This window comes from Nonomuraea sp. NPDC001699 (assembly GCF_053596455.1).
In genome coordinates, this window is record NZ_JBSFGF010000032.1 from 35,888 (window position 1) to 60,637 (window position 24,750).

At 73.6% G+C, this 24,750-nt stretch carries 23 protein-coding genes; 13 read left to right on the plus strand and 10 right to left on the minus strand.

Going from position 1 to position 24,750, the window contains the following annotated elements; all coding sequences use genetic code 11:
- The first annotated feature begins 66 nt into the window (after positions 1–66).
- Both ACWCSU_RS47515 and ACWCSU_RS47520 read left to right on the plus strand, forming a co-directional pair.
- Positions 67–945, plus strand: a complete 879-nt coding sequence (locus tag ACWCSU_RS47515) for an AMIN-like domain-containing (lipo)protein (RefSeq protein WP_449943043.1) — start codon at positions 67–69, stop codon at positions 943–945.
- A gap of 225 nt (positions 946–1,170) precedes the next feature.
- Positions 1,171–1,776 (plus strand): Rv1733c family protein, encoded by a 606-nt coding sequence (locus ACWCSU_RS47520; RefSeq protein WP_449943044.1) that lies wholly within the window; start codon positions 1,171–1,173, stop codon positions 1,774–1,776.
- Between the two features lie 55 nt (positions 1,777–1,831).
- Here ACWCSU_RS47520 and ACWCSU_RS47525 read toward each other — a convergent pair whose 3' ends face one another.
- Entirely contained in the window at positions 1,832–2,707 is an 876-nt protein-coding gene (locus tag ACWCSU_RS47525) for a universal stress protein (RefSeq protein WP_449943047.1), read from the minus strand.
- Positions 2,708–2,909: 202 nt separating this feature from the next.
- Between ACWCSU_RS47525 and ACWCSU_RS47530 the strand changes: the two genes are divergently transcribed.
- The gene (locus ACWCSU_RS47530) at positions 2,910–3,764 is read left to right on the plus strand and encodes a universal stress protein (protein ID WP_449943049.1); all 855 of its coding nucleotides are present in this window, start codon (positions 2,910–2,912) and stop codon (positions 3,762–3,764) included.
- Between the two features lie 9 nt (positions 3,765–3,773).
- Here the strand turns inward: ACWCSU_RS47530 and ACWCSU_RS47535 are convergent, their stop codons facing one another.
- Positions 3,774–4,439: a response regulator gene (locus ACWCSU_RS47535; RefSeq protein ID WP_449943051.1), complete on the minus strand. Its 666-nt coding sequence runs from the start codon at positions 4,437–4,439 to the stop codon at positions 3,774–3,776.
- Positions 4,436–5,548, minus strand: coding sequence for a sensor histidine kinase (locus ACWCSU_RS47540; RefSeq protein WP_449943053.1), 1,113 nt, complete (start codon positions 5,546–5,548; stop codon positions 4,436–4,438). Before ACWCSU_RS47540 ends, ACWCSU_RS47535 begins: the two co-directional genes overlap by 4 nt.
- Before the next feature lie 216 nt (positions 5,549–5,764).
- Between ACWCSU_RS47540 and ACWCSU_RS47545 the strand changes: the two genes are divergently transcribed.
- Positions 5,765–6,166, plus strand: a complete 402-nt coding sequence (locus ACWCSU_RS47545) for a DUF6223 family protein (protein WP_449943056.1) — start codon at positions 5,765–5,767, stop codon at positions 6,164–6,166.
- A gap of 69 nt (positions 6,167–6,235) precedes the next feature.
- Complete coding sequence (locus tag ACWCSU_RS47550; RefSeq protein ID WP_357705627.1) at positions 6,236–6,472, plus strand: hypothetical protein; 237 nt, start codon at positions 6,236–6,238, stop codon at positions 6,470–6,472.
- Between the two features lie 74 nt (positions 6,473–6,546).
- On the opposite strand, the gene ACWCSU_RS47555 is transcribed toward ACWCSU_RS47550, so the two are convergent.
- Positions 6,547–7,170: a TetR/AcrR family transcriptional regulator gene (locus tag ACWCSU_RS47555; RefSeq protein WP_449943059.1), complete on the minus strand. Its 624-nt coding sequence runs from the start codon at positions 7,168–7,170 to the stop codon at positions 6,547–6,549.
- 60 nt (positions 7,171–7,230) lie between these two features.
- Here ACWCSU_RS47555 and ACWCSU_RS47560 point away from each other — a divergent pair, with 60 nt between their 5' ends.
- The 4 genes from ACWCSU_RS47560 to ACWCSU_RS47575 all read left to right on the plus strand — a co-directional run bounded on the left by ACWCSU_RS47560 (position 7,231) and on the right by ACWCSU_RS47575 (position 9,210).
- A complete protein-coding gene (locus tag ACWCSU_RS47560) occupies positions 7,231–7,623 on the plus strand; it encodes a VOC family protein (RefSeq protein ID WP_449943061.1) in 393 nt (130 codons plus the stop codon).
- A complete protein-coding gene (locus tag ACWCSU_RS47565; RefSeq protein ID WP_449943064.1) occupies positions 7,620–8,072 on the plus strand; it encodes a cupin domain-containing protein in 453 nt (150 codons plus the stop codon). Before ACWCSU_RS47560 ends, ACWCSU_RS47565 begins: the two co-directional genes overlap by 4 nt.
- 61 nt (positions 8,073–8,133) lie before the next feature.
- Positions 8,134–8,547 carry a DUF6294 family protein gene (locus ACWCSU_RS47570; protein WP_449943066.1) on the plus strand — a complete coding sequence of 138 codons (414 nt, stop codon included), beginning with the start codon at positions 8,134–8,136 and terminating at the stop codon, positions 8,545–8,547.
- A gap of 66 nt (positions 8,548–8,613) precedes the next feature.
- Positions 8,614–9,210: an LGFP repeat-containing protein gene (locus ACWCSU_RS47575; protein WP_364100195.1), complete on the plus strand. Its 597-nt coding sequence runs from the start codon at positions 8,614–8,616 to the stop codon at positions 9,208–9,210.
- 65 nt (positions 9,211–9,275) lie between these two features.
- Here the strand turns inward: ACWCSU_RS47575 and ACWCSU_RS47580 are convergent, their stop codons facing one another.
- On the minus strand, positions 9,276–9,602 hold the full coding sequence (locus ACWCSU_RS47580) for a hypothetical protein (RefSeq protein ID WP_449943068.1): 327 nt from the start codon (positions 9,600–9,602) through the stop codon (positions 9,276–9,278).
- Positions 9,603–9,728: 126 nt separating this feature from the next.
- Positions 9,729–11,603: an acyltransferase domain-containing protein gene (locus ACWCSU_RS47585; protein ID WP_449943071.1), complete on the minus strand. Its 1,875-nt coding sequence runs from the start codon at positions 11,601–11,603 to the stop codon at positions 9,729–9,731.
- A gap of 426 nt (positions 11,604–12,029) precedes the next feature.
- Between ACWCSU_RS47585 and ACWCSU_RS47590 the strand changes: the two genes are divergently transcribed.
- Complete coding sequence (locus ACWCSU_RS47590) at positions 12,030–12,878, plus strand: IclR family transcriptional regulator (RefSeq protein ID WP_449943074.1); 849 nt, start codon at positions 12,030–12,032, stop codon at positions 12,876–12,878.
- A gap of 104 nt (positions 12,879–12,982) precedes the next feature.
- Here the strand turns inward: ACWCSU_RS47590 and ACWCSU_RS47595 are convergent, their stop codons facing one another.
- Genes ACWCSU_RS47595 through ACWCSU_RS47605 form a run of 3 tightly spaced genes read right to left on the minus strand, consistent with a single transcriptional unit; the run spans position 12,983 to position 21,311 of the window.
- Positions 12,983–17,347, minus strand: coding sequence for a hypothetical protein (locus ACWCSU_RS47595; protein ID WP_449943077.1), 4,365 nt, complete (start codon positions 17,345–17,347; stop codon positions 12,983–12,985).
- 1 nt (position 17,348) lies between these two features.
- On the minus strand, positions 17,349–20,831 hold the full coding sequence (locus ACWCSU_RS47600; protein WP_449943079.1) for a hypothetical protein: 3,483 nt from the start codon (positions 20,829–20,831) through the stop codon (positions 17,349–17,351).
- 21 nt (positions 20,832–20,852) lie between these two features.
- Positions 20,853–21,311, minus strand: coding sequence for a hypothetical protein (locus ACWCSU_RS47605; protein ID WP_357705616.1), 459 nt, complete (start codon positions 21,309–21,311; stop codon positions 20,853–20,855).
- Between the two features lie 264 nt (positions 21,312–21,575).
- Here ACWCSU_RS47605 and ACWCSU_RS47610 point away from each other — a divergent pair, with 264 nt between their 5' ends.
- Positions 21,576–22,634, plus strand: coding sequence for a spore photoproduct lyase family protein (locus ACWCSU_RS47610; protein WP_357705615.1), 1,059 nt, complete (start codon positions 21,576–21,578; stop codon positions 22,632–22,634).
- A 34-nt stretch (positions 22,635–22,668) separates the two neighbouring features.
- Here ACWCSU_RS47610 and ACWCSU_RS47615 read toward each other — a convergent pair whose 3' ends face one another.
- Positions 22,669–23,880 (minus strand): MFS transporter, encoded by a 1,212-nt coding sequence (locus ACWCSU_RS47615; RefSeq protein ID WP_449943082.1) that lies wholly within the window; start codon positions 23,878–23,880, stop codon positions 22,669–22,671.
- Positions 23,881–24,019: 139 nt separating this feature from the next.
- On the opposite strand from ACWCSU_RS47615, the gene ACWCSU_RS47620 reads away from it, so the two are divergent.
- Both ACWCSU_RS47620 and ACWCSU_RS47625 read left to right on the plus strand, forming a co-directional pair.
- Positions 24,020–24,232, plus strand: coding sequence for a hypothetical protein (locus tag ACWCSU_RS47620; RefSeq protein ID WP_449943085.1), 213 nt, complete (start codon positions 24,020–24,022; stop codon positions 24,230–24,232).
- A 115-nt stretch (positions 24,233–24,347) separates the two neighbouring features.
- On the plus strand, positions 24,348–24,737 hold the full coding sequence (locus tag ACWCSU_RS47625; RefSeq protein ID WP_449943088.1) for a class I SAM-dependent methyltransferase: 390 nt from the start codon (positions 24,348–24,350) through the stop codon (positions 24,735–24,737).
- The last annotated feature ends 13 nt before the right edge of the window (positions 24,738–24,750 follow it).

Sequence of the window (24,750 nt, forward strand, 5' to 3'; positions counted from 1 at the left end):
GTGTCGCCCCACGGCCGCACGCGTCAGTCTGGGACCAGGTTCGACCACGGGAAAGAGATGATGACCATGCCCTCGATCCGTTCCCTGCTCGCCGTCGCCCTGGCGGTGACCGTCACCGGCGTGCCGGCCTTACCCGCGCGGGCCGCACGGCAGGCCGCCGTCCCCGTCCTGGTGGGTGTCCGGGCCGCGCACCTGCCCGGACTGGACCGGCTGGTCTTCGAGTTCCAAGGCCCGGTCCCGGCCCGGCAGGACGTCCGCTACGTGTCCCGGCTGGTCGCCGACGGCTCCGGGCGTACGGTCGGCGCGGTCGGCGACGCCCTGCTCCAGGTCCGCTTCGACCAGGCCGACGGCCACGACCGCCGGGGCCGGACCACCTACGGCCCCACCCGCCGGACGTACGCGCTCCCCGGCGTCGTCCAGGTCGTCAACACCGGCGACTTCGAGGCCACGCTCACCTTCGGCGTCGGACTCGCCAGGCGCGTGCCCTACCGGATCCGCACGCTCACCCACCCCAGCAGGGTCGTCGTCGACCTGACCACGTCCTACCGGACCGTGCCCGTACGCGATCACTTCCTCGACACCACCGCCCGGAGCCCGCGTACGACGGCCGTGACCCGCCCGGTGGCCCCGCCCGCGACCGCGCTCGGCGCGCTGCGACGGCTGTTCGCCGGCCCGACCCAGGACGAGCGGGCGCGCGGGCTGCGCTTCGTCGGCTCCAAGGCCACCGGCTTCAGCAGGCTGACCGTGCGGGACGGGATCGCCAGGGTCTACCTGACCGGCCCCGTCGACGGCGGAGGGGCGGCCTTCACCGTCGCCGACCAGATCAGGCCGACGCTCAAGCAGTTCCCGGCGATCAGGTGGGTCAAGATCTACGACGCGGCGGGCCGTACCGGGGCCCCCGCCGGGCCGTCGGACTCGATCCCCCGTTCCCTGGAGCCGGACTGAGAGAGCCGGGTGTCTTCCCAGGAGAACGGCCATGTTGATCTCCCGGGTTCGTTCATGATGGCGGTGTGACCGCACCTTCTTCCCGTGCCCTCCGCGATCCGGACGACCGGGCCGCCCGGTCCGTCCCGTCATGACGCACTCGGGACGAAAGCCCTCCCGTCAAGAGCCACACGCCCCTGCCGTCCCCCGCCGGGACACTCGCACAGTGCTTCAAGGAGGTGCCCGTTGAAAGCGTTCATCGATCTTCTGGCCCGGCGTGTACGCCTGTACCGTCCCGACGGCAATCCCCTGCGTCGCCGTTCCGACCGGCTGGAGTCGGTCGCCGTGCTGGTGACCGCGCTCGTGCTGCTCGCGGGCGTCTGGCCCGCCGTCCTGGCGGGGCGGCTGGCCTACGAGGGCGCGCTCCAGGAGGAGAGCGCGCACGCCGCGGGGCGACACCAGGTCAGGGCGACGTTGCTGGCGGACGCGCCGGCCGCCCGTGTGACCCTCACCGAGATGCCGGTGCGCGGGCAGCGGGCGATGGCGCGCTGGACGACGTCCTCGGGCGCGGTGCGGAGCGGCCCGGTGCCGGTCCCCGCGGTGGCCAAGGCCGGCTCGACGGTCCCGTTGTGGATCGACGCCGCCGGAAGCCCGGCGCCGCCGCCCGCCGACCGCGCGGTCCTGCGGACGAGGGGCGTGGTGACCGGGACGCTGCTCATGTCCGTGATCGTGCTGGCCGCTCTGGGCGGGTTCGCGGGGTTCCGGTGGTGGACGGACCGGAGGCGGTACCAGGAGTGGGAGGTCCAGTGGGCGCGGGCCGACGAGGACTGGGGACGCCGGCGCAGCCCCTGACCGCAACGGTCTCCCTCAGCCCGGCCCGCCGCCCCCGGCGGCGCCCCGGTCTCCCTCAGCCCGACTCGCCGCCCCCGGCGGCCTCGGCGGGACGGACCACCGCGACCGGGCAGCGCGCGTGGTGGAGCACCCCCCTGCTGACCGAGCCGAGGAGCAGCGCGCCGAACGCGCCCCGGCCGCGCGAGCCGACCACGAGCAGGTCGCAGGGGGCGCCGGTGAGCGCCTCGACCGGATGAGCGCTCTGGACGTCCTCGACCAGGTTCACCCCGGGATACCGCTCCCGCCATCCGGCCGTCCTGGTACGGATCACCGCAGTCTGGGCGGCGCGGACCTCGTCCACGTCGAAGGCGATCTCCGGGGCGAAGGCGTGCACGGGAGCCTGCCAGGCGTGGATCAGGCGGAGCGTCGCGCCCCGCCGTTCGGCCTGTTCGAAGGCGTAGCCGATCGCCGGCCCGCAGACGTCGGAGTCGTCGATCCCGACGCCGACCTCGCCGACCCGTTCGGGCGGGTCCGCGCGTACCACCACCACGGGGCACCTGACCTGCCCGGCCACCTGCATGGTCACCGACCCGAGCAGGGCTCCGGCGAACCCGCCCAGCCCCCGGTTGCCGATGACCAACTCGTCGGCCTGCCGCGCCTGCTCCTGGAGCACGGCGGCGGGCGTCCCCTCGACGACCTCGGCGCGCGTCCTGAGCGACGGCTGACGGGCGCGCGCGACCGCCTCTGCGGCCTCCAGCACCCTGGACGCCGCCAGCAGCAGGTAGTTCCACTGCCCGAAGTCGGGGAACCTGCCGACGCTGTACGGCTGCCGGTCCAGCGCGTGCACGATCCGCAGCTCCGCGCCCGTGCGCGCCGCGTCGTCGGCGGCCCATCCCAGCGCGGCGTTCGACGGCGCGGACCCGTCGACGCCGACCATGATCCGTCCCGGCATCGTGCCCTCCCGGCCGTGGATCTTCCTCGGCGCCCGTCTCCGCAAAGTCAGGAGTGGGCGAAGAATCCTCCAGTTCCGTGGACGCGAAGCCGCCCGGCGCCGCCCGCGCCCGCTCCGGCCGCCAATCTTCTCCAAGTTTTGGGACGGGCGATCCTGTCCGCTCACCTGCCGGACGGCTGAATGAGTAGGGGAGGTATGAGCGATGTCTGAGCTGGTCGTGGTGGGGGTCGACGGGTCGCCGTCCGGGTTCGACGCCGTGGCGTGGGCGGCCGACGACGCCTTCAGGGCGAAGGGCGCGTTGCGGATCGTGTCCGTGGTGGAGACCTGGCCGTACCAGGTTCCGCAGATCGCCGCCGTCGAGTGGGAGAGCTCGATGACGGAACGCGCGCGGGAGATCCTGGCCCAGGCGGAGGAGATCGTCCGGGAACGCCGGCCCACGGTCGACGTGAGCACCCGGGTCATCGCCGGGAAGGCGTCGGTCGCCCTCCGGGAGCAGGCGTCCGAGGCCGCCGAGCTGGTGGTCGGGCGCAGGGGGACGGGCGGCTTCGCCGGGGCCGTGCTCGGCTCGGTCAGCATGAGCGTCGCCGGTCAGGCGCCGGGCCCGGTGGTCGTCGTACGGGACGGAGGCGCCGCCGCGTACGGCGAGGTCGCCGTCGGCGTGGACGGCTCCCCCGCCGCCGAGCCCGCCCTCGCCTACGCCTTCCGGCAGGCCGAGCTGCGCGGCAGCATGCTCCGGGCGGTGCACGCCTGGCCGCCGCCGTTCGCGCTGGCGCCGGACTTCTCCTGCGACATCGAGGCCCTGCGGGAGAGCCACCTGCGCATCACCAGGGAACAGCTCACCCCGTGGCGGGAACGGCACCCCGAGGTGAAGGTCGTCACGGACGTCCAGTGCGGCCATCCCGTCAAGACGCTCGCCGGCGCGGGCGAGCGGGCCGACCTGCTGGTCATCGGATCGCACGGCAGGAGCGGGCTGGGCTCGGCCGTGCTCGGCTCGGTCATGCGCGGCGTCCTGCATCACGCGCACTGCACCGTCGCGGTGGTCCGCGAACGCCACTGAGTCAGCCCCTCACGGGGTGCGCGGCGTCACCAGGCCCGACTCGTAGGCCAGGACCACGAGCTGGGCGCGGTCGCGGACGCGCAGCTTGCCCATCGCCCGGTTGACGTGCGTCTTCGCGGTCATCGAGCTGATCGCCATCCGGGCGGCGATCTCGTCGTTGGACAGGCCCCGCGCGACCAGGGCGACGGCCTCGCGCTCGCGGTTGGTCAGCTCCCGCAGCTCCTCGCCGGTGGTGGCGGCGGCCGGCGGCCGGGTGACGTACCGGTCGATCAGCTTGCGGGTGATCGAGGGGGCGAGCAGCGCGTCACCGCGGGCGGCGACGCGCACGGCGTGCAGGAAGTCCTCCGGCACGACGTCCTTGACGAGGAATCCGGCCGCGCCGGCGCGCAGGGCGTTGAAGACGTACTCGTCCAGGCCGTAGTTGGTCAGGATGACGACGCGCACTCCGGCCAGGGCCGGGTCGGCGGCGATGCGCCGGGTCGTCTCGATGCCGTCCACGACCGGCATCTGGATGTCGACGAGCGCGACGTCGGGCAAGTGTTGCCTGGCCAGGGTCAGGCCCTCCGCCCCGTCGGCGGCCTCGGCGACCACCTCGATGTCGTCCTCCAGGTCGAGCAGCGCGCGGAATCCGCCGCGCAGCAGCGGCTGGTCGTCCACCAGCAGGACCCGGATCACGGCGTACGGTCCATCGGCAGTTCGGCCTGGACGGTGAAGCCGCCCGTGCCACGCGGCACCGCCCGCAGCCGTCCGCCGAGCGCGGTGACGCGTTCGCGCATGCCGATCAGCCCGACGCCGGGCACGGGGGCGGTGTCCGGCGTGGCCGTGCCGTCGTCGTCCACGCGGATCGCCAGGGCGTCGGGACGGTAGTCGATCCGGACCTCCGCGGTCGCGGCGGCGGCGTGGCGGGCGATGTTGGTCAGCGACTCCTGGACGATCCGGTACGCCGTCCGGTCCACGGCGACGGGCACGTCCCGCCGCTGTCCGCCGATCGTCAGCGTCGCGTCCAGGCCGGCGGTGCGGGCCCGTTCCAGGAGCTCGGGGACCTGGTCGAGCCCGTGCGGCGGGGTCACGTCGTCGCGCAGCGCCTCCAGGGTCGCGCGCAGTTCCCTGGTCGCCTCGCGGCCGGCCTCCTGGATCACCAGCATGGCCTCCGGCACCTGCTCCCCCTTCCTGCGGGCCACGTGCACGGCCACCTCGGCCTGCACCTTGATGATCGAGATCTGGTGGGTGAGCGAGTCGTGCAGGTCCCGCGCGATGCGCAGCCGCTCCTCGTCGGCCCGCCGCCGCGCGGTCTCCTCCCGGGTACGCTCGGCCTCCTCCGCCCGTCCCTCCGCCTGCCGCAACGCCTCCCCCGCCGCGCCGGCCGCGACCAGCCAGGCCAGTTCGAGCGCGCCCCGGGCCTGCGCGAACGCCTCGCCCGTGTCGTGCAACCCCGAGGCCAGCGCCGCCAGGGGCAGCAGGGCCAGCACGATGACGCTCGCGGCCACGGTGACCAGGCGTCTTCCGTCCCGCATCGCCGCGTACACCGCGAACAGGTACGCCACGGCCGGCACGTCGAACCCGGCCGCCTGGTACCCGACCGCGCACAACCCCGTCACGGCCAGGACGGGGACCGGGGCCCGGCGGCGCGCGGCCAACGCCAGGCCACCGGCCGCCAGCAGCGCGTATCCGAGCAGGGCGAGGGAGGTGGCGGGACGCTGCCCCGACAATCCGGTGACCACCAGCGCCGCCGCCACGCCGACCGCGATCAGCCAGTCGACGGCCCCGGCCCGCTTTGTGCTCATACGCGCACCATAGCCGCATGTCCGCCCGTCCGACTCCTGCCCAGGGATCACCCGCCGACTACCGCGGACGCGGTACATCCCGCACTTCCTGCCGTCCGCGCGGTAGGCGGCTGCGGCATCGGCGGCACCCCGGAAAGCCCGCCGCAGCCGGACGACCGGCGGCGGTTCCGGCGGCGATGCTCTTCCCACGCCGACGTCCAGACGAAGGGACCTGTCATGCTCATCCGTCACCTGCTCGCGGTCCAGGCCGACCCGGTCGGCGCCTACGCCATGACCACCGGCCGGCTGTGGTCCCTGATCGCCGCCGGGCTGGGCCTGACGGGGGCCGCCGTCGGCGCCCTCGCCCTCGCCCGCTCCACCGGCCGCCTCCTCCCCCGCCCCCGCACCGCGACCGGAGCCGGGATCGCGCCCGGGGCCGGGACCGGCAGGCGCGGGGCCGTCGTCGCCCTGGCCGCAGGGCTGACCTGCATGGTCATCGGCGGCGTGGTCGTGGCCGCCGCCAAGGGCGGCCCCGGCACCGGCTACGGCATCGTCGGCGGCTACCTGGACCTGGCCCTCGGCCTGGCCGCCATGATCCTCGGCGCCCTCACCCTGGCCCGCCACCGCCGCACCGGATGACCGTCCCGCTCACCTCGGGCCCGCCGCCGGTCTCCGTTCAAGAGGTCAAGGCCAGGGCAGTTGCGGGTCATGAACGAAGAGGACAAGCTTCCCGAGGACATGCCTCCCGCGGTCGGACAGGTCAACGGGGAGAGCGACACGACCGCCGCCCGTGCGGGGGTCGAGGTGCGGGACACTCCCCGGCCCATCCCCGCCGAGCCGGTCGAGCCCCCGCCCGACCCCGAGGAGAAGGTCGCGCAGGAGCGGCGCGAAGTGGCCGAAGACCCCGGCGAACCCGAGCCCCCGGACATGGAACCGACCGACTGACGACGCCCCCGGTCGGGCAGGCGACCGGACGAGAGGGAGGGCGATCCGGCGCCGTACCGACGACCATGCCCCCATCAGGGGCGCAGCAGGGCGTGGGCCAGTTGGTCGGCACTCCAGCCCTCCCACTGCGCCGTCGTCCAGCCGCACTCGCGGGTCATCACCAGGAACAGATCCGGCGACAGCAGCCCCACGGTGATGTCGGTGGCCCGGTCGCCGGTCAGGCCGGGCCGCAGGGCGTGCAGGCCGTCGAGGATGGCGACGACCTGGCCGTGGGCGGTGTGCCGTTGCTCGCTGTTGACGGCCCACTGGGCCGCCATGTCGGCGTCCCCCGCGGCCGCGTCGCGGACCACGGCCAGGACGGGGGCGACGCGACCGAGGATGACGCCGCTCTGGTGCACCCACCCCCGTACGACCTCCATTGGGTCCCGCGCCGACCGCAACTCCTCGAACCAGGAGCGTCCCAGCAGTGGCACGGGCTCGTCGTCACCGGCGGAGGCGACGTCGACCACGTGCTTGAGCAGCCGGCTCTTGGTTCCGTAGTGGAAGTACACCGTCTGGACCGACACCTCGGCCGCGTCCGCGACCAGCTGGAAGGTCGTCCCGGCATAGCCCCGCACGACGAACAGCCCCTGGGCGGCGTTCACGATCCGGCTTCTGGTCTGTGCCGAGCGCCGCTTGGGGCTCTTGACGTCGTCCATCGATTTAGAGTACCACTTTAGAGTAGTACCTTAAAGTGAGACTACAAACGGTGGTGAGGCATGACGCTCCTGAACGGGTTCCACCACGTCAAGCTCCCCGTCTCCAGCGTCCACAAGAGCCTGGAGTGGTACCGGCGCGTGCTGGGCCTGGACGTGGCGATCGAGTTCGTCGAGGACGGCGTGCTGCGCGGCGTGGCCCTGAGCGACGCGGCGCACACGATGATGATCGCGCTGCGCGAGGAGCCCGGGCGGGCCGGCGGGTGGAGCGGGTTCGATCCGGTCGCGCTGGCCGTGCCGACCCTGGAGGCGCTCCACGCCTGGTCCGACCATCTCGACGCGCTCGGCGTCGGCCACTCCGACATCGCCGAGGGCAGCGCGGGATGGCTCATCGGCGGCCTCCTCGACCCCGACGGCATCGAGATCCGGCTCTACACGCTGCAGAGACGGCCATGAGCGCCCTCCACCTGCCCGCCGGGGCCGGCTCCGCCCACCGGTTCCTCGGCACCACCATGACGGTGAAGGCGGGCCGGGCGGAGACCGGCGAGAGCCTCACCGTCGTCGAACAGGAGTGCCCGCCCGGCTTCGCCACGCCCTGGCACGTGCACCAGCACGACGACGAGGCGTTCTACGTACTGTCGGGAACGGCGCGGATGTACTGCGGCGAGCAGTCGTGGCAGGCCGCCGCCGGCGCCTTCGTCCTGCTCCCCCGCCGGGTGCCGCACGCCTTCGCCAACGACCGGGACGCCCCGCTGCGCCTGCTCCAGCTGACCTGGCCCGCCGGTTTCGAGACCTTCGCCGCGGACGTCGCAGCCGCCGGCGACGCCGACCCCGGCCTACTGGCCGAGGTGGCCGCCCGTCACGGCTACGAGGTCATCGGCCCGCCCCCGGGCACCGCCGCCTGACCTCCCGCCGCACCCGTCCCCCCAGCACACCCCCCTTCAGGCCGAGCTCCGAGGAGATCTCATGACAGGCAGGACCACGAGCGTGCTCGCCACCGCCCTCGCCCTGGTGCTCTCCGGCACCACGACGGCCGGCGCGTCCGCCCTGGAGCAGAAGACGTACACCTGGCGCGGCTACATGTCGGCGGGCTACTGCACGATCGAGCCCGGCGCGACCTGGACGTTGTACTCGAACGGGACCGCCCGCCTCGACGCCACGATCTCCAGCCTCGGCGACGAGGACGCCTGGCTGATGTGGGCGCACCTGAAGGACGGCGCCGGCGCCCTGCTCGGCGACATACGCGTCCAGGGCAGCACCAGCACCAAGTTCGTCAAGAACCTGCACGACCGGCGGACCTACCGCTGGATCGCGAAGGGCCAGTTCGACCCCGAACTGTTCGACCTGGTCAAGCGCATGTCGCTGAGCAAGCACTGCTGAGCCACCCGAACACCCCTGGACGAGCCCGGCCCACTGCACGCGCCGCCCCCCGACGAAAGGACGCCCATGGCCAGCGCGGCTTCACCCTCCCTCATCGGCACGGCCGCCGCCGTGCTCACCGCCGCCTTCTCCCTCACCACATCACCGGCCGCGGCGGCCGTCAGCGCGTGCGATCCCTCGCTGGTGGCGCCCGCCGGGAGCCTCATCGGCGGCCTGTGGCGCTCCAACGGCGGCGAGCAGAGCGTGTACGGCTGCCCCACCACCAAGGAATTCGGCTACCCGGACAAGAAGGGCTCCTGGCAACGCTTCACCAACGGCAAGATCGTCTGGTCGCCGAACCTCGGCAACGGCACCCTCGTCCGCGTCTACCAGAAGGGCCAGAACCTCGTCTTCAAGTGGAGCGGCCTGGGCCGCGACTGGGACTACTTCAACGTCCGCTGGAGCAAGAACGGCGGCAAGGCCACCCAGGTCCAGACCGGCCGGCTGACCGCGTGGAGCGGCCAGTACCTGATGGCCCCGTACGTGCAGGGCGGCGTCGGCACCACGACCAACGGCCATGAGGTCGACAAGTTCGCCTTCATCGTCCAGGGCTGCGACCGGACGACCTTCGGCTCCGACTGCGGCCCGTGGAGCATCCCCACGTCCATCAGCCTCGCCCACTGATCCCCCGGCCGCGAGAGGGCCGGGCCCTTGACCGCGATGGTGGTCAAGAGCCCTTGCCGCCTGGTTCAGGCGGCGCGCTCGTCGACGCCCACCGCGCCGACGCCTGTGCCGAGCCGGCCGCAGACGCCCTGCGACTGGCCTGAACCGCCCGGCGGGAGGTCCACCCACTCCCCGACGACGTCCGGCGCCCAGCCGCAGGTGATCACGGCCCGGAACCGCCAGTTCTGGCCCGTGGGATTGCTGCACATCGCGATGCCGACGTAGTTGTCGTTGTTGTGGACGAAGGTGTCGCAGTCGAGGACGGTCGCCGCCGACGCCGGCGTGGTGAACCCCAGCGACAGCAACGCGACGGACCCGGCGACGACCGCCGCGACATGCCTTGTCTTGCGCAAAGCCCCTCCTGAACGAGTGATGACCTGTCACTTACTGTCATGCAGCGTACGCAAAGAGTGGCGACAGGGAAAGCGCTACCCGGCCAGGACTCCCTTCCCGAACAGGCCCGACAGCACGCGGGTCGTTCACGCCGGGGTCGTCGAGGGCCGCGAACGCCCGTCGCCCGGCCACGGGTGTTCGCCGAGGGTGAGCTCGTACAGCAGGCGTTGCCGTCCCTGATAGAAGGCGGCCAGCAGCGGGGGCGCCGCCTGCAGTTCGGCGGCCAGTGCGTCGAGTGCGGCGGGCAGCTCGACGTCCGTGGTGGCGACCGCGACGCAGGCGCAGTCGGCCAGTTCGGCGGCCAGCGGCTGGATCGCCCCGGTGAACAGGCCGGCGATCGGGTGCGGGACCACTTCCTCGCGTACTGCGTCCATGACCAGGGCGGCGATGCTGCGGAGGTGGGGGAAGCGGGCCGCGGTGGCGAGCATCGCCTGGTGCACCAGGCCGGCGTCGGGGCCGGGACGGGCCACCACTCGCAGGTGCCGGGGCGTCAGCGGGAGCCAGGTCCAGTCGATGGTGTCGGCGTCGGCCACCACCACGTCGTCGCGATCGTCGGTCAGCGCCCGTAAGGCCGGGGCGTCGGCCCGGCCGCACAGCAGGAGCGTCGCCGGGGGGAGCATGCGTTCGGTGGCGGGTGAGGGCAGCGGCGCGGGGGCGAGCCGTGGACGCATCGCCTGCCCGCCGACCGCGCCATCCCCCATCTGCACCCAGGCCACCCCCTCCCACCCAGAGCCCCGCCCCCGACCACGCCCCTGACCGAAGCCCTCCCCCTGCCCGTAGCCCTGCCCGCCGCCATACCCCTGCCCCCGGCCAAAGCCCTCCTCCTGCCCGTGGCCATGATCCTGGTCGGTGTCGCCTGGATGGCCCCGGGTGGGTGGGAGGTCGGCGGTGGCTCGCGGCAGGGCGACAGGTTCGGCGGGGGCGGCTGAATTCGGCGCAGGTGCGGCGTGATTCGGCGTGGGCGCGGAGCCGTTCGAGGCGGGTGCCGGACCGTTCAGTACGGGTGTGGGGACGTTCGAGGTGAGTGTGGAGGGGGGATCCAGCGGGAGCCAGGGGGCGTCGGTGGTCAGAGGGGAGGCGGTGCTGGCGGCGGGGATGATGGCGCGGATGAGCGTGACCGCGTCATCGCCGGCCCCGCACTCCAGGAAGACCTCCGCACCGCGGGCGGACAGCGCCGTCACGGCCTGCTGGAAGTGGACGGTGACGAGCATCGCGTTGGCGGTGACCGCGACGGGGTCGTCGTCCGGGGTGAGCAGGCGGCCCAGTGTCGGCGAGAACACCGGCCAGCGTGCCGCGGACGGCTTGACGTCCGGCAGGCGGTGCCTCAGGTCGGCGGCCGCGGCGGCGACCGCGGGTGTGTGGGCGGGATGCGGGACCTGGAGTTCGGTGCTCGTCCAGCCCAAGTGCTCGGCGATCCGGGACGCCAGCGGCATCAGCTCGCCCGGCCCGGACAGCACGCACCGCTGCGGGGTGTCGTCACAGCCGACCACGAGGTGGGGATGGTCGAGCAGGGCGACCAGGTGACGGCCCTGCACGGCGGAGACGTCGAGGGACATCATCGTGCCCTGCCAGTTCAGGCCGGTCAGTGCGCGGCTGCGTTCGCAGGCCAGGCGCGCGCCGTCGCCCGCGCTCAGGACTCCGGCGGCGACCTGGGCCCACAGTTCCCCGAGTCCGTGGCCCACGAGCGCGTACGGCTGGAGCCCGTCCCGTACGAGCGTGTCGAAGGTGGCTAACGACACCGCCATCAAGGCCAGGTAGTGGCTTTCGGGGCCGGGCGGACGGGGTGCGTCCGGGGTGAGGAGGTAGGCGCTGATCGGAGAGGAGCCGTACTCGGCGGCGACGGCGTCGATCTCCGGCAGGAGCTCCGAGACGGCCGGCGTACGGGCGGCCAGAGGCGCCAGCACACCGGCGGGGGGAATGGCTACGCTGCCCGGGAAAACCGCGACGACTTTGCTGCGCATGTAGTCCCTTCCTGGAGGCGGGGCGGGGCTTTTGCGGCACATGGGAGAGCGGCGAGGGGTACGACTGTGGGAGCTGCCGGTCCCATCGCCGACGACCCGTTCGGCCCCACGACTGATACCGCTCGCACACGATAAGTAGTCGTGTCATCGCGACACGTCACCCTATCGGTGGAGAAACTCGCCTATAGCCGTCCTCACCTCTTGCAGGACGGAGGTCCGAGTGTGCACGCAGGGGCAGCCGCGAAGTGCTCGGACCCACAGACCTGCGGCACAGAGGCGCCGCTTTCAGGGACGGGTGGTCGCCAACCCCTTCCCTGGCATCACACACAGTGATTGGTTAGTCACTTATAGCTGCCAGGGACCTGGGGAGCCCGTCCATCCTGGTGATACGAACGGGTGGGGTCGGTGCGGCCCGGGGGGTGCGCGATGGGATTCTGCCCGGAAGAGGTCGCCGGCTCGATCGGCGGCGGTCTCGGGGATGAGGGACGGGCCGGGCCATCCGGCGGCCGAGGTGTGCTGCACGGCGCGTTCGCGGTGCTGGAGGAGCTGGCCCGGGTGGAGGAGGCGGGGCTGACGCAGCTCGCCGTGGCCACCGGCCTGCCCAAGGCGACCGCCCATCGATTGTTGTGCCGGCTCACCGACCTCGGCGTGGTGCACCGCGAGGACGGTGGCCGCTACCGGATCGGGACGCGCATGTTCCGCTGGGGTCAGCGGTGGTCACCGGCCCAGGTGCTGAGCACGGCCGCCGTACACCCGCTTCGGCGACTGGCCGCCGCCGGATGCAGCGTGACCATCGCGGTCAGGGACGGTGACGACGTCATCGTCGTGGCGGGGATCGGCGACCCGGCTGTTGACGAGGTGTTCCGGATGCGTCCGGGCATCGTGCTGCCCGCGGCCAGCGCCGCCGAGGTCGTGCTGGCGGCGGGGAACCCGGCGTCGGGCCTCCGTCCGGATCCCGGTTGGAGCCTGCCGCCGGGGCATTCCCGGGCCGAGTGGGCGCGGCGCGTCGGCGACGCCCGGGACCGGCGGGTCGCCTTCGACTTCGAGGCGGCTCTCCCGCCCCTGGGCTGCGTGGCCGCCCCCGTACGGGCGCCGACGGGAGCCGTGGTGGCCGCGGCGGCCGTCGTCGTGGTCGGCACGAACCGGCTCCCCCTGCTGGCGGACGCCGTACGGGAGACCGCGGCGTGCATCAGCGCCAACCTGGCCCGCGTGCCGGGAGCGGGCCGCGCCCTGAGCCTCCTGGCCATCCCGGAAGGCCCACCCCGCGACCGATAGCCCCCTCCGGCCGGACCACGAGCGCGCCTGCGAACCATCGGTCTCATGCGGGCGCCGAGCCGTGACCGGCAGCCGTCGCCACCGGTCACGGACCGACAGCCCGGCTATGCGTCGAAGTCGATGACCAGCCGGCCCAGCCGGGCACGGAGCGGGACGCTGTCCGCGTGCACGAGCCGCTCAGCCACCGGAATCCGCTGCGCCCCACCACCCGCGGCGGCTGCGGACGAACCACCGCCCTCGCCTCCGATGAGCGCCGTCTCGTCGGCTGTGCCCGGGTCGGTGCGGTGGCGTTCGCGGTCCTCCACCAGGAGGCGGTACTGCCAGATGATGTCCAGCCCCGCGGGCGGGATCACCGCGGACCACTGGAACCCGGCCTGCGCCGCGCCGCAGGTCAGCTCGGTTCTGATCGCCGTGTCCGTCCAGTCGAGGTCTTCGATGCTGGTGAAGGGCCGCCGCTGGACGGTGGCGGTGACACGGTGGCCGGCCGCGACCGCGGGCAGCCCGGCACCGGCCTGGAGGCCGAACTCGGTGGCGGCGGCGGGCCCGGCGAGCGTGACGCGCAACCCGCCGCCGGACACCTCTTCGACCGTCAGCGTACGACCCGGCACGAGCTGCGCGAACTCCGCCTGCACCACGGGCGACAACTCCAGCCCCGCCAGCGCGTGCGGCTGGTAGCGCGCCAGGGCCAGCCGCAGGTACGGGAAGTAGGCCGACTCCCGCCCGGCCGCTCCCAGATCGACGTCGACGTCGGCGAACCACAACCCCTTGGCCGCGTCGTACGACGGCTGGTACGCCACGACCGCCCCGGCCAGTTCACGCCCCTCCCCCGACTCGGCCAGCCGGAGCCCGGCGGAGGCGACGGGGCCGGGGAAGTTCGCGGGAGCCGGCGGGGGCAGCACGGTCGCGTCCGACCAGACGGGATCGGTGCCCCACCGGGTCGCCAGATGGCCGGGCAGCGGGTCGCCGCCGGGCGGGTCCAGGACGACCGCCAGCAATTCGTCGTCGCCGGAGGAGAACCACGGCCGGTCCAGGTAGACCCGCACGCCGGCGCCGTCGCGTACCGTCACGTACCGCTTGTTGGGGCGGTCCTCCTGGCGGTTCCACCGGAAGGTGGGCAACAGGTACGAAGGTTTCGGCGGCTCCGGACGCCTGCTCGCGGGCACCGGCCAGCCCCGGCCGGCCGTCCCGGCGCTCGGCTCTCCGGGGCTGGTGACGAGGGCGGGATCGGCGGTGATCGACGGGTGGAAGTACTCGCGGAACCGGGTGGTGGCGGTCGGCCGGTAGACGACGTTGCGGTGCAGCGTGTCGCCGAAGTCGTGGCGGACGGGGGTCGCCGCGTGCGGCAGGCGCACCTCGTCGCGGTCGGAGTAGGCCAGCTCGACGCGGCCGGCGTGGGCGTGCTCCTTGATCCGGCGGGGGGCCGGTTCGGTGACGTCGTCGATCCAGCGCGTCCAGGTGGCGTCGATGTCGACGTGCCCGGTGCTGCGGGGGTGCGACCGCAGGGTGCCGCGCAGGTCGGCGAAGGTCTGTTCGGGTTCGCGGGCGAAGCTCACCTCGCCGAGCTCGGGCGGCGACAGCGGGCGTTCGACGGCGTGCACGAGCCGGATCTCCGTGTACGGGGTGAGCAGCCAGTTCAGCCCGGCGACGGTCTCGTCGGCGATCAGCTCCCGCTCGGCGTCGGTCAGGCCCCGCCAGAAGTCCGAGACGAGCAGGCGCTGCCAGACGGGCAGGAGGGCGAGGTCGGCCGGGGTGAGCCGGCAGCTCAGCCGTACGGTGGCCATCTCGGCCTTGGGCAGGTACACGGTCAGCAGCCGGGGGACGTCCCGCCATCGCGGCGCCTCGTCCCCCTCCTCGATCCGCAGTCTGAACGGCGCGGCGTCCGGCCAGGTGTCGTGGAAGTCGTCGTAGAACGGGACGGGGTGGATCGGCGGCGCGCCCGGCAGGCCGTACAGCGTGACGCCCCTGGCCAGGACGTCGGGCAGGTACGGCAGGATCAGCTCGGCGGCGGTGTGCACGACGAACTCGCCCTGCTTCAGCCCGGCGCCGCGCGTCACGGGCAGCGGGGTGACCGGCTCGGGGTCGAGGGCGTCGTGCTTGGCGACCGCGATCTCGTCGAAGAACAGCAGGTCGCGGGTGCGGCGCGGGTCGTCGGCGTAGCTGACCACGGTGTCGAGGAACGTGCCGGCCTCGCGCGCGGCGGCCGTGAAGAACCTCGTGCGCACCTCCTGCGGCCGGTCGCCGCCGATGGCGTCGTCGAACCGGCCGTGCCGCTCGGCCATCTGCAGCGAGGTCTTGGGCGGGGCGACGAACCGCTCGTCGTAGTAGAGGTACCGGCGGCTCAGCCCGTCCGTGGCGGGCGGGTGGTCGGTGTGGCCGGGGACGTCCTGGCGGTCGAGTGCCCACTCCCAGGCGGGCACGTCCCGGCCGCCTGCCGTGACGGTGCTGCGGATGACCAGGCACTGACTGGACTCGCCCTCGTTGAACGGCTTGCGCTCGACGATCACGGGCGGCGGCACCGGCTCCCACCGCGAGTACGTGATCGCCCGCGACAGCGCCGACCCGGGCGCCTCCGCCGACGGTTCCAGGGCGTTGCCCGCCAGGTCCACCACGCGGGCCCGCAGCCGGTAGGTGCGCCCGTACCGGAGCGCCGGCAGTGAGCCGGGCACCGGCGTGAACTTGGTGTCGAGCGGGAAGTTCGCGTCCACCTCCGGATCGGCGACGACCGGGCGGCCGAACCTGTCGAGCGTGCGGCCGGGCAGCGGGGCGGACAGGCTCCAGCCGTCCCAGCCGAACAGCGCCTGGTGCACGTACAGCTCGTCGGACCGCGTCGCGTCGCGGGTGACGGCGCTCGCCCGGACGGCGCCCTCGTCGTCGGCGATCCCCTCGATCCAGTACGGCGGCTGCCCGCCCCGGCGGATGAGGTAGGAGCCCCGGCGGCGGCACAGGGAGAGCCAGCCACTGATCGCGCCGGCGGGGCCGACGACCCCGGCGTCCACGCGGAACCCGCGGACCAGGTGCCCGGCGTGCAGTTCGGGCGCCACACCGCCCGATCCCCGCTGGTGGGCGGCGTCGTCGCCGATCTGGTCGGCCAGCCAGGCGTCCCGTCCCCGGTGGAAGACGGTGAGGCCGGCGCCCTGGAGCGCCGTCGTGCCGGTGCCCAGGTGTTGCGCGCTCGGCTGGCCGCTCGGGCCGCTCAGCCTGTGCATGCGCTCGATCAGCGCGGTGAAGTCGGCCGCCTTGATGGCCGCGCCGTCGACGTCGGCGTCGGTGACCGTCCAGTCGTCGCCGCCCAGGCCGAGCCAGCCGCCCTGGACGGGGTGCCCCTGCGGGGACGCGGCGGTGAACCGCTTGCCCGCCGCGAAGTCGAACAGCGTCCACGGGCGCAGCGGGTCGGTGTCGAACGGCGGCGGGACGTCCTCGAACGCCACCCGGAGACGTCCGGTCGCGGCCAGCCCCGGAGGCACGGGGACCACGAGATCGAGGACGAGCCCGAGCCGCCGGCACAGCTCCGGGTAGTCGGCCAGGAAGCCGCAGACGCCGTGGAACTCCACGTCGGGCGGTTCCGGCCGGGGCGGGACGGCCTCCGCGCCCGCCGGACCGCGGCCGTCGCCCGCGGGCTTGGGCCGGTCGTAGAACCTGACGGCCTCCGCGAGCGCGAACCTGGTCTCGTCACCCCGGTAGGCGGCACTGGTCCGATCGAGGGTGGCGGGCCGGAGGTCTGCGGCCCGGTCTGTGGCTCGGTCTGCCGCCCGGTCCGAGGCCAGGTCGGCGGAGGCGCGGGCATGCGGTGCCGGGGCGTCCCCGATCATGCCGTCGATGGCCCGGTAGGCGGCCTGGGGATCGCCGCTGAACCTGCTCATCTCCCCGACCACCGGGATGCCGCGGACGACACCGGTGTACGGCTGACGCCAGGGCCGCGACGCGTCGCCGTCCCGGCCGCCTGAGTGGTGGCGGACGGCCTCGCCGCTGCCGGGCGGCGTGAGGCGGTCGATGATCACGGCCTGGCCGATCTGGTCGTACAGCGTGGCGATCCGCTCGTGGACCAGCGCCGCGGGGAACGAGCGCAGCACCCGCACGCCCGCCGACCCGGCGGCGACCGCCGCGCCGAAGGCGCCCCCGGCGGCCAGGGAGCGCGACCGCACCGGCGAGGCGGCCGGGAACATCCTCCCCCACAGGTCGGAGTCGGGGGACGGCGAGCGCGGGTCGGGACGCGGGAGCACGGGGGCGGCGTGCCCGTCCCAGACGACGCGCAGCGCGGGCAGCACCGTCTCGCGCAGCGTCCTGGGCCAGTCGGTGAACTCTCCGACGTCGTCGAGCCGGCCGCGTGGCGCCTCCAGCCGAGGGCTGACGGCGACCGACAGCCGCACCTCGCCCGGCCCGGCCACCCCGGCCGGCAACACCGTCCACAGAACCCTGAACGTGCCCATGTCCGTACGCTCCCCCGTGCTCGGCTCGGTCCGCTCGCTCATGTCAGCCCACCTCCGCGAAGGCGCCGCAGTACTCGGCGACCGGGTCTCGTCGCGCGCCGGTGACCGGATCCCGGTACGGCGCCATCATCTGGGCGAAGGTCGAGGCGGAACCCGCCGCCGCCCCGACCACCGCCCCGGCCTCTTCGGCGAGCCCCGCGGCGGCCGACAGCGACCGGGCGCCGCCGAACCGCTTCTCGCAGCTGATCTCGACGGACTCCTCGAAGAACCCGATCTCGATGGTGATCGTGATCCGGGCCCGGCCGACCGCGTCGCCGCCCTCGTACCCCAGCTCCAGGTAGAGCTCGATCGACGCGGAGACCAGGCCGAGGACGTCCACCTCGCCGCGGGCGCGGAAGTAGCCGAACAGCACGGCCTGCCCGGTGGCGGCGTCCAGGTGGAAGTAGATCCCGGCCATCACCGACACGCTGCCGCTCGCCACGCCGAAGTCGACGGACGCCGCGGCCCCGAACTCCAGGCCCGCGTCCAGCGCGCGGACGCCGTCGGGCGACAGCACGATCCCGAACCAGCCGCCGCCGCCGAACAGCGAGACGGTGAGCCGGAAGGGCGCGTCCCTGCGGCAGAACGCGAACCCGATCTCCAGCGGCCTGGTGCCCGCGAACGGCAGGTCCAGGTAGGCGTTCAGGGCGATGTTCTCCAGGCTGAAGACGCCGATCGCCAGGTTCGGCAGCGGCATGCCGTACCGCGCCAGCACGCCCCGCGGGGAGACGTCGAGCGTCGGCGGGTCGCTGAACCCGTCGAGCGGGATGATCCGGCGCAGCGTCTCGACGAACGACAGCGCCCCGATGAACTCGACGTTCCGGAACGCCACCTCGACGTCGGGTTTCTCCCCGGCGCGCACGGTGAACCTGATCCGCCGGAAGTCCAGCCGCATCGCCTCCAGCACGCCCGGCAGCAGCACCAGGTCGAACTCCTCCAGCGTGCAGGTCACGTCGGCGGCCGGGCGCACGTCCGGCCGCAGCCCGGCGCGCAGGTCGACGACGACGGAGAAGCGGCCCTCCCGCGCCGGGTCGCCGTGGCCGTCGTGCGGGACGAAGATCGGCGGGTCGCCCTCCCGCAGCGACCAGGGCTGGATGTCGGGCGTCCACTCCAGGCGGGCGGCGACGGACTCCGGCAGCCGGAGACCGGCCTTGGCGCTCTCGATCGCCCGCCGCAGCGGCAGCACCCCGGCGGGGGCGTCGTCCCAGATGGCGAGGGCCTGCCGCAGATGGCCGAGCAGCGCGACGACGGCGTGGTCCACGTCGGCGGGAAGGCCGGCGCCGAGCGCGTCGAGGGCGGCGGAGAAGTCGCGGAAGGCCGTGTCGACCTGGCCGAGGTCGGCCGTTCCCGCGATGAACGCCTCGACGGTCCTGACGAGGGTCAGCGCGGTGGTCCCGACGCGTCCGGCCGCGGCGGCCACGGCCGGGAAGCGGGCGGCGACGCCGATGAGCTGGCGTTCGACGCGGCGCAGGTCGGTGAGGAAGGCGGTGGCGGCGTTGACGGTCTGCGTGACGAACCTCGGCGCCTTCAGCTCCTTGTCCAGCCCGGCCGCCTTGACCAGGGCGGACAGCGGGATGACGCCGAACAGCTTCGCGCCGATCGCGTCGAAGAAGTCCGAGGGCCGGAAGGTGCCGTCGGCGACCGTGCCGAGGGGGTCGTCCGCCGCGGCGGCGGGCGTCCTGGCGGCGCTGACCGGTCCGGTCAGCCGGGACAGGCCCGCGACGGTGAACGTGGGCGCGGCGAGCCCGCCGGAGCGGTCCCGCTGGTCGTCGAAGTCCATCACCAGCGGGGACGTCCCCGTGCCCGGGACCAGTTCCAGGAAGACCTCGCCGGGGTTGACGGGGTCGCCCGGTCTGTCGGGCGTCCTGTCGAAGGCGGCCTGCCGGTAGCGACGGGCGTACCGGACCGGGCGGGGCCCGAGCGCGCCGGTGAGCCGGCTCACGGCCGGCACCACCGCCGACGCCCAGCGCAGCACCGGGAGGAAGCCGGGGACGTGCTGGTAGAGCTCGTCGTCGCGGTCCGTCGGCAGGGCGGTCCCCCAGACGAGACCGGCGGCCTCGACGGTGGTGTCGTCGGGCGCGGCGGGCGCCGCGACGGCGACCCGGGCGCCGCGCAGGGCGGCGCTCAGCCGTGCCGGCGGCGTCCCGGGGTCGGCCGGCCCGGGGTCCAGGGCGTTGTACGCCGCGGCCGCCGCCACCAGGTCGGCGCCCTGGTTGAAGTTCTCGGTGAGGAACAGCAGCGGGGTGTCGAACTCGGTCTCCCGCCCGGCCAGGTCGGTCGCGCGCACCTTGAACAGGTACGGGTCCTGGTCGCGGACGGCGGGGAAGAAGGCGTGCTGCCCTTCGCGCACCGGCAGGATGTCGGCGGGCGGCGAGAGGTCGGGGGTGACGAGGCTGAGCAGCTCGACCCGCCGGAACGGGAACAGGGCGTCGAGCCGTTCGCCGTCGGCGTCGCGGCGGACGGTGCCGGGCGGGAAGTCCCTGACCGGTTCGCGGCAGGTGATGAAGATCCGCTGGGCGAGGTAGGCGGGATGTTCCGGGCGCTGCGGGTCGAATTTCCGCTCGGTCACCTTCACCAGGTCCGCGCGGTGCCCGAAGGGGCACAGGTAGCCCGAGTAGAGCACCCGTACGTAGTGGTCGCGGCCCATGGCCGCCCGGTGCCGCCACTGGCTGACGTTCGTGATCGCCGGGCGGGGGTCCCAGCTTCCGAGGGCGTCGAGCCAGCCGCCCAGCGCGGAGAGGATCAGGTGCCCGACCTCGACGGGCACCGGCACGTACGGCCGATGCCCCGGCTCGGTGAACAGCCCGCGGTCGCTGGTGAGGTGGACGAGCGCGGCCCGGTCGGCGGGGGTCAGCGACGTGGTCAGCGGGTCGGGCGGCGGCTCGACCGGCGTGTCGCCGGGGAAGTCCCTGGTCCACACGGCCCTGGCCCGCGTGCCACGCACCCGCGTGTGCCACAGCTCCACCCGGCCCGTGTCGTCGGCGGGGGACGTGCGGTGCGTCCAGCGCACGTCCGGCGGCGGCGACAGCAGCAGCCGGTACGGCAGCTCGATCGCGGTCCTCGGGTCGCCGACGGGGTCGCGCAGCGGATCGGCCGGGCCCTCGTCGCCCACGGTGCGCAGCGGCAGCCGTCCCATGGCCGCCAGCAGGCCCTCGGCGGTGTACGGGATCTCGTCGTCAGGCCCCACGACGAAGACCAGTGTGCTGCGCCCGCTGATGCGGGAGACGACGGGCGGCGCCGGATGGGGCTGCACCGGGACGGGGTCGGGCAGCCCGGCCCCGGCCGACTCGAAGAACGCCTGCTCCACCACGTGCTGCGCGGGGAAGGTGACGACGATCAGCCCCTCGCGGTCCGGCACGGCCCGGACCAGGACCCGGCGGGCCGCCGGGCGCTTGAACGACAGGCCGGGGAACCGGAAGCGCAGATCCGCCAGGTCCGCGGTGCGGACCAGGCGGACCCGCTCCGGCTCCTCCTCGGGACCGGTCAAAGCTTCACCACCCTTTCCCGCTCAGCCGACGAACGGGGACGCGAAGGCGAACTGCTCCCGGTGGACCAGGTCGGTGACCTGGGTGGAGCCCACGGCACGGTCGAACTGGAAGGGGTTGTTGTCGGGGACGCCGCGGGTGCCGCAGAAGGCCGTCTGGCCGTTCTGGAGGCGGATGGCGGTGCAGCGGGCGTTCCCGGGGAGGGGGTCGAGCGTGGCGGTCAGGACCTCGACCTCGACCGCGAAACCCGTGCCGTTGAAGACCTCCGTCTGGGCCTGCTTCCAGGAGGCGCCGGTGCCCCAGATGCAGGCCCGGGCCGAGAGGCCGGGGAAGACCAGGCTGGAGACCCAGCTTCCGCAGGTCGGGTCGGCCGCGGCCCAGGCGCCGCCCGTGCCGGTCACGCCGGGCGCCATCACCGCCGCCCCCGCGACCGCCGCCGCGACGAGGGCCCTGGACAGGGCTCTCGCGGATCTGTCGTTCATGCTGCTCGTCCTTCCGTGGAACGGCCTGATCGCTCCAGGAGTCGTCGCTTGGTGTGAGCGATCGTTTACGTTGCGTCCATGCTGTGGGCGTCGCGGTGGGCGGGCAACGTTCGGTCCACTCAGTGGACCGGCCGGGGGCGCGGCGCGTCGGCGCAGCTCACGAGGTACGCACGAACCTCGCCGGAGCCGCGGCGCGCCCGTGCTGACCCGGCGGCCCGCACCCAGGACCGCATATTCTTGCCGCATGGAACAGCCGGAGCAGGCGTGACCGCCCTCCTCGACGTCCGGCGGATCTACGTCGAGCCCGAGGCCGCCGCGCTGCCGCGCGGGCGCGAGGTCCTCGCCCGGTTCCCCGCCGCCGACATCGTCGAGGTCGAGAGCCACCACCGCATCCCCGAGCTGTACGGCGACGAGGCGAACGTGGCCCGCTGGGTGCGCATCAAGACCGAGGCGCTCGTGCTCGGCGTCAAGAAGTCGCTGACGGCCCGCCCCAACGGCCGTTCGGCCGACTTCATCGCGCCCTCCACGGCCAACGGCTGCGCGATGGCGTGCGCCTACTGCTACGTGCCGCGCCGCAAGGGCTACAGCAACCCGGTCACGGTGTTCGCCAACATCGACCGGATCACCGGCTACCTGCGGCGGCACGCCGCCCGCCAGGGCGTCAAGCCCGCGCCCGACCAGGTCGACCCCCGCCTGTGGGTGTACGACATCGGCGAGAACTCCGACTGCTCGGTCGACGCCACGATCTCCGGCAACGTCCGCGACCTGGTCGAGCTCTTCCGCGACCTGCCGAACGCCAAGGCCAGCTTCGCCACCAAGTACGTCAACCGCGACCTGCTCGGCTGGGACCCTCGCGGGCGTACGCGCGTGCGCTTCAGCCTCATGCCCGCCGCCGACTCCAAGCTGCTGGACATCCGCACCTCGCCGGTCGCCGAGCGCATCGACGCGATCAACGACTTCGTCGCCGCCGGATACGAGGTGCACGTCAACCTGAGCCCGGTGGTGGTCCGGGACGGCTGGCTGGCGGACTGGGCCGACCTCCTGGAACACCTCGACGACGCCTTGTCGCCCGAGGCCCGCGCCCAGCTCGCCGCCGAGGTGATCTTCCTCACCCACAACGACCGGCTGCACCAGGTCAACCTGGGCTGGCACCCGAAGGCGGAGGAGGTGTTGTGGCGGCCGGAGTTGCAGCAGGCCAAACGGTCGGAGACGGGCGGCTGGAACGTCCGCTACCGCAACGGCCACAAGGGCCGCTATGTCGCCGACCTCACCGGCCTGCTCGCCGACCGGCTCCCCTACTGCCGCATCCGCTACGCCTTCTGACGGGCCGATGATCCGGCGGCCTCCAGGGGAACGGTCAGGGTCGCCGGGATCCCGCTCCGCCCGCCGCCCGCCCGGCCTGTTCGCCGGGCGCGTCGCGACGGCGTGTCTCCCGGACGAACGTCAGGGCCACGGCCCCCGCCACGGGCCCGGCGGCCAGGGTGGCGAACGCGGCGGAGAAGGAGCCGCTCGCCTGGTAGACCGCCCCCACCACGACCGGCACGGTGACGCTGCCCAGTTGTGCCACCGCGTTCGTCGCGCCCGCCGCCGAGCCGGCCAGCGCCGTCCCCGACAGGCCGGGCACCATGGCGATCAGCAGCGGCGAGTACAGGTACGCCCCCAGCCCCGCGAACCCGGCCGTGACCAGGAACGCCGCCTCCGTCTCCATGCCGCCGAACAGCAGCAGGCAGCCCGCGAAGGCCACCAGTACGGCGATCGCGGGGCGTTTGCGTCCCCGTCCGGCCAGGTCGGTGGCCAGGCCGATGACCGGTTTGCCAACCGCGCCCGCCGCGGCGAACACCACGACGACCGTCCCCGCCGCCACCGGGTCGAGCCCGTGCCCCTTCACCATGAGCGTGTTGGACCAGGTCACGAAGCCGTACGTGCCCCACAGCCCGCCGAAGCCGGCCAGGCCGATCAGCATCAGGTCGCGGTCGCGGACCAGGCCGCGCGGTGACGGGCGAGCCGCCGGCGGCTCCCGCCGGTCGCGCAGCAGCGCCAGGCACACCAGCGCGAGCCCCATCGAGACGATCCCGAACAGGTGGTAGGAGGCCCGCCAGTCGTACCACTGGATCAGCCGGGGCACGAGCACGTTGGCGATCATCGTGCCGAGCGAGGAGGCCATGGTGAACACGCCCATCGCCAGCCCGCGCTCCCGTTCGCCGAACCAGGAGGCGATGAGCTTGACGCCCGCCGCGAAGTCGGCCCCCGCACAGAGCCCGATCAGCGCCTGCACCGCGATCCCGGCCCCGGCGGACGGCACCGACCCGAACACGATCATGAAGCCGCCCGCCGTGAACAGCGACGCCGACAACACGAACCGGCTGCCGATCCGGTCGCCGAGCAGCCCGCCGCCGACGTTGGACAGCACGTAACCGACGTAGTAGGCCGTCGCGAACGCCCCCAGGCCCGCCAGCGACACGCCCAGCGCCTCGCCCGCCTGGAGCGACGCGGGCCCCCAGGTGGAACGGTCGACGGAGGTCATGGTGAGCGAGGCCCAGCAGAGCAGCAGCACGACCCACCGCCGCAAGGACCGACTCCCGACCGATGGTGACTCTATGTGATCCCCCACGTACGGTCACGCTACAGGTCACGTGACTCTCTGTACTTGTCATGCGACAATCTGCTACTGTCAGCGATCCTTCCCGACCAAGCCGAAGGGACGTCAGATGCACAAGAGAAGACGCGGATCACTCGCCGTCGCCGCCGCCGTGACCGGTGTGCTGGCCACCGCCGCCCTGGCCGGACCGGCCCTGGCGGCCGCTCCCCTGCCGCTCCCCCACCCGTACCCCGGCTTCGGGCCGGCCGGCCCGGCCTGGCACGCGCCGGCCGGCACCGTCCACGACCCGGCCCAGGCCGCCCCTGACAGCAAAGGGTCGTGAGGCCCTGACAGGCGCGCCGCCCGGTGCTCTCCCAGGACCCGGGCGGCCCGGTCGGCGCGGCGTAGGGCTCGAAAATGCAGTGAATCAGCAAGATCTTGTGCGTACTGTCGCGAAGATGGATCCAGCTGACTTCTACACCGGCATCGTCGCGGAGCTCTACGGACCGCTGAAGTCCTTCACCCAGGACCCCGAGCCCTACGCCGCCTTCGTCGAGCGGGCCGGGGTCCCCGCGCTGGAGCTGGGGTGCGGGGACGGCGATCCCCTGCTGGAGCTGCGCCACCGCGGCCTGGAGGTCGACGGCGTCGACTCCTCCGCGGACATGCTGGAGCGGCTGCGGCGCCGGGCCGGCGAGCAGGGCGTCACCGCTGACCTGTTCCACCAGCGCATGGAGAGCCTGGACCTGCCCCGCCGCTACCGGGCGATCTTCCTCGCCGGGCCCACCTTCACCCTGCTCCCCGACGACGCCACGGCACGGCCGCCCTGCGCGGCATCCGTGCCCACCTGACGGACGACGGTTC

What these genes read in the sequence shown, in the direction of transcription:
- ACWCSU_RS47525 (WP_449943047.1), bottom strand. Translation starts at nt 2,707, where the DNA reads ATGCCGGGACGGATCATGGTCGGCGTCGACGGGTCCGCGCCGTCGAAC.
- ACWCSU_RS47515 (WP_449943043.1), top strand. Translation starts at nt 67, where the DNA reads ATGCCCTCGATCCGTTCCCTGCTCGCCGTCGCCCTGGCGGTGACCGTC.
- ACWCSU_RS47590 (WP_449943074.1), top strand. Translation starts at nt 12,030, where the DNA reads ATGGGATTCTGCCCGGAAGAGGTCGCCGGCTCGATCGGCGGCGGTCTC.
- ACWCSU_RS47545 (WP_449943056.1), top strand. Translation starts at nt 5,765, where the DNA reads ATGCTCATCCGTCACCTGCTCGCGGTCCAGGCCGACCCGGTCGGCGCC.
- ACWCSU_RS47565 (WP_449943064.1), top strand. Translation starts at nt 7,620, where the DNA reads ATGAGCGCCCTCCACCTGCCCGCCGGGGCCGGCTCCGCCCACCGGTTC.
- ACWCSU_RS47530 (WP_449943049.1), top strand. Translation starts at nt 2,910, where the DNA reads ATGTCTGAGCTGGTCGTGGTGGGGGTCGACGGGTCGCCGTCCGGGTTC.
- ACWCSU_RS47605 (WP_357705616.1), bottom strand. Translation starts at nt 21,311, where the DNA reads ATGAACGACAGATCCGCGAGAGCCCTGTCCAGGGCCCTCGTCGCGGCG.
- ACWCSU_RS47575 (WP_364100195.1), top strand. Translation starts at nt 8,614, where the DNA reads ATGGCCAGCGCGGCTTCACCCTCCCTCATCGGCACGGCCGCCGCCGTG.
- ACWCSU_RS47555 (WP_449943059.1), bottom strand. Translation starts at nt 7,170, where the DNA reads ATGGACGACGTCAAGAGCCCCAAGCGGCGCTCGGCACAGACCAGAAGC.
- ACWCSU_RS47550 (WP_357705627.1), top strand. Translation starts at nt 6,236, where the DNA reads ATGAACGAAGAGGACAAGCTTCCCGAGGACATGCCTCCCGCGGTCGGA.
- ACWCSU_RS47540 (WP_449943053.1), bottom strand. Translation starts at nt 5,548, where the DNA reads ATGAGCACAAAGCGGGCCGGGGCCGTCGACTGGCTGATCGCGGTCGGC.
- ACWCSU_RS47625 (WP_449943088.1), top strand. Translation starts at nt 24,348, where the DNA reads ATGGATCCAGCTGACTTCTACACCGGCATCGTCGCGGAGCTCTACGGA.
- ACWCSU_RS47560 (WP_449943061.1), top strand. Translation starts at nt 7,231, where the DNA reads ATGACGCTCCTGAACGGGTTCCACCACGTCAAGCTCCCCGTCTCCAGC.
- ACWCSU_RS47570 (WP_449943066.1), top strand. Translation starts at nt 8,134, where the DNA reads ATGACAGGCAGGACCACGAGCGTGCTCGCCACCGCCCTCGCCCTGGTG.
- ACWCSU_RS47585 (WP_449943071.1), bottom strand. Translation starts at nt 11,603, where the DNA reads ATGCGCAGCAAAGTCGTCGCGGTTTTCCCGGGCAGCGTAGCCATTCCC.
- ACWCSU_RS47595 (WP_449943077.1), bottom strand. Translation starts at nt 17,347, where the DNA reads ATGAGCGAGCGGACCGAGCCGAGCACGGGGGAGCGTACGGACATGGGC.
- ACWCSU_RS47620 (WP_449943085.1), top strand. Translation starts at nt 24,020, where the DNA reads ATGCACAAGAGAAGACGCGGATCACTCGCCGTCGCCGCCGCCGTGACC.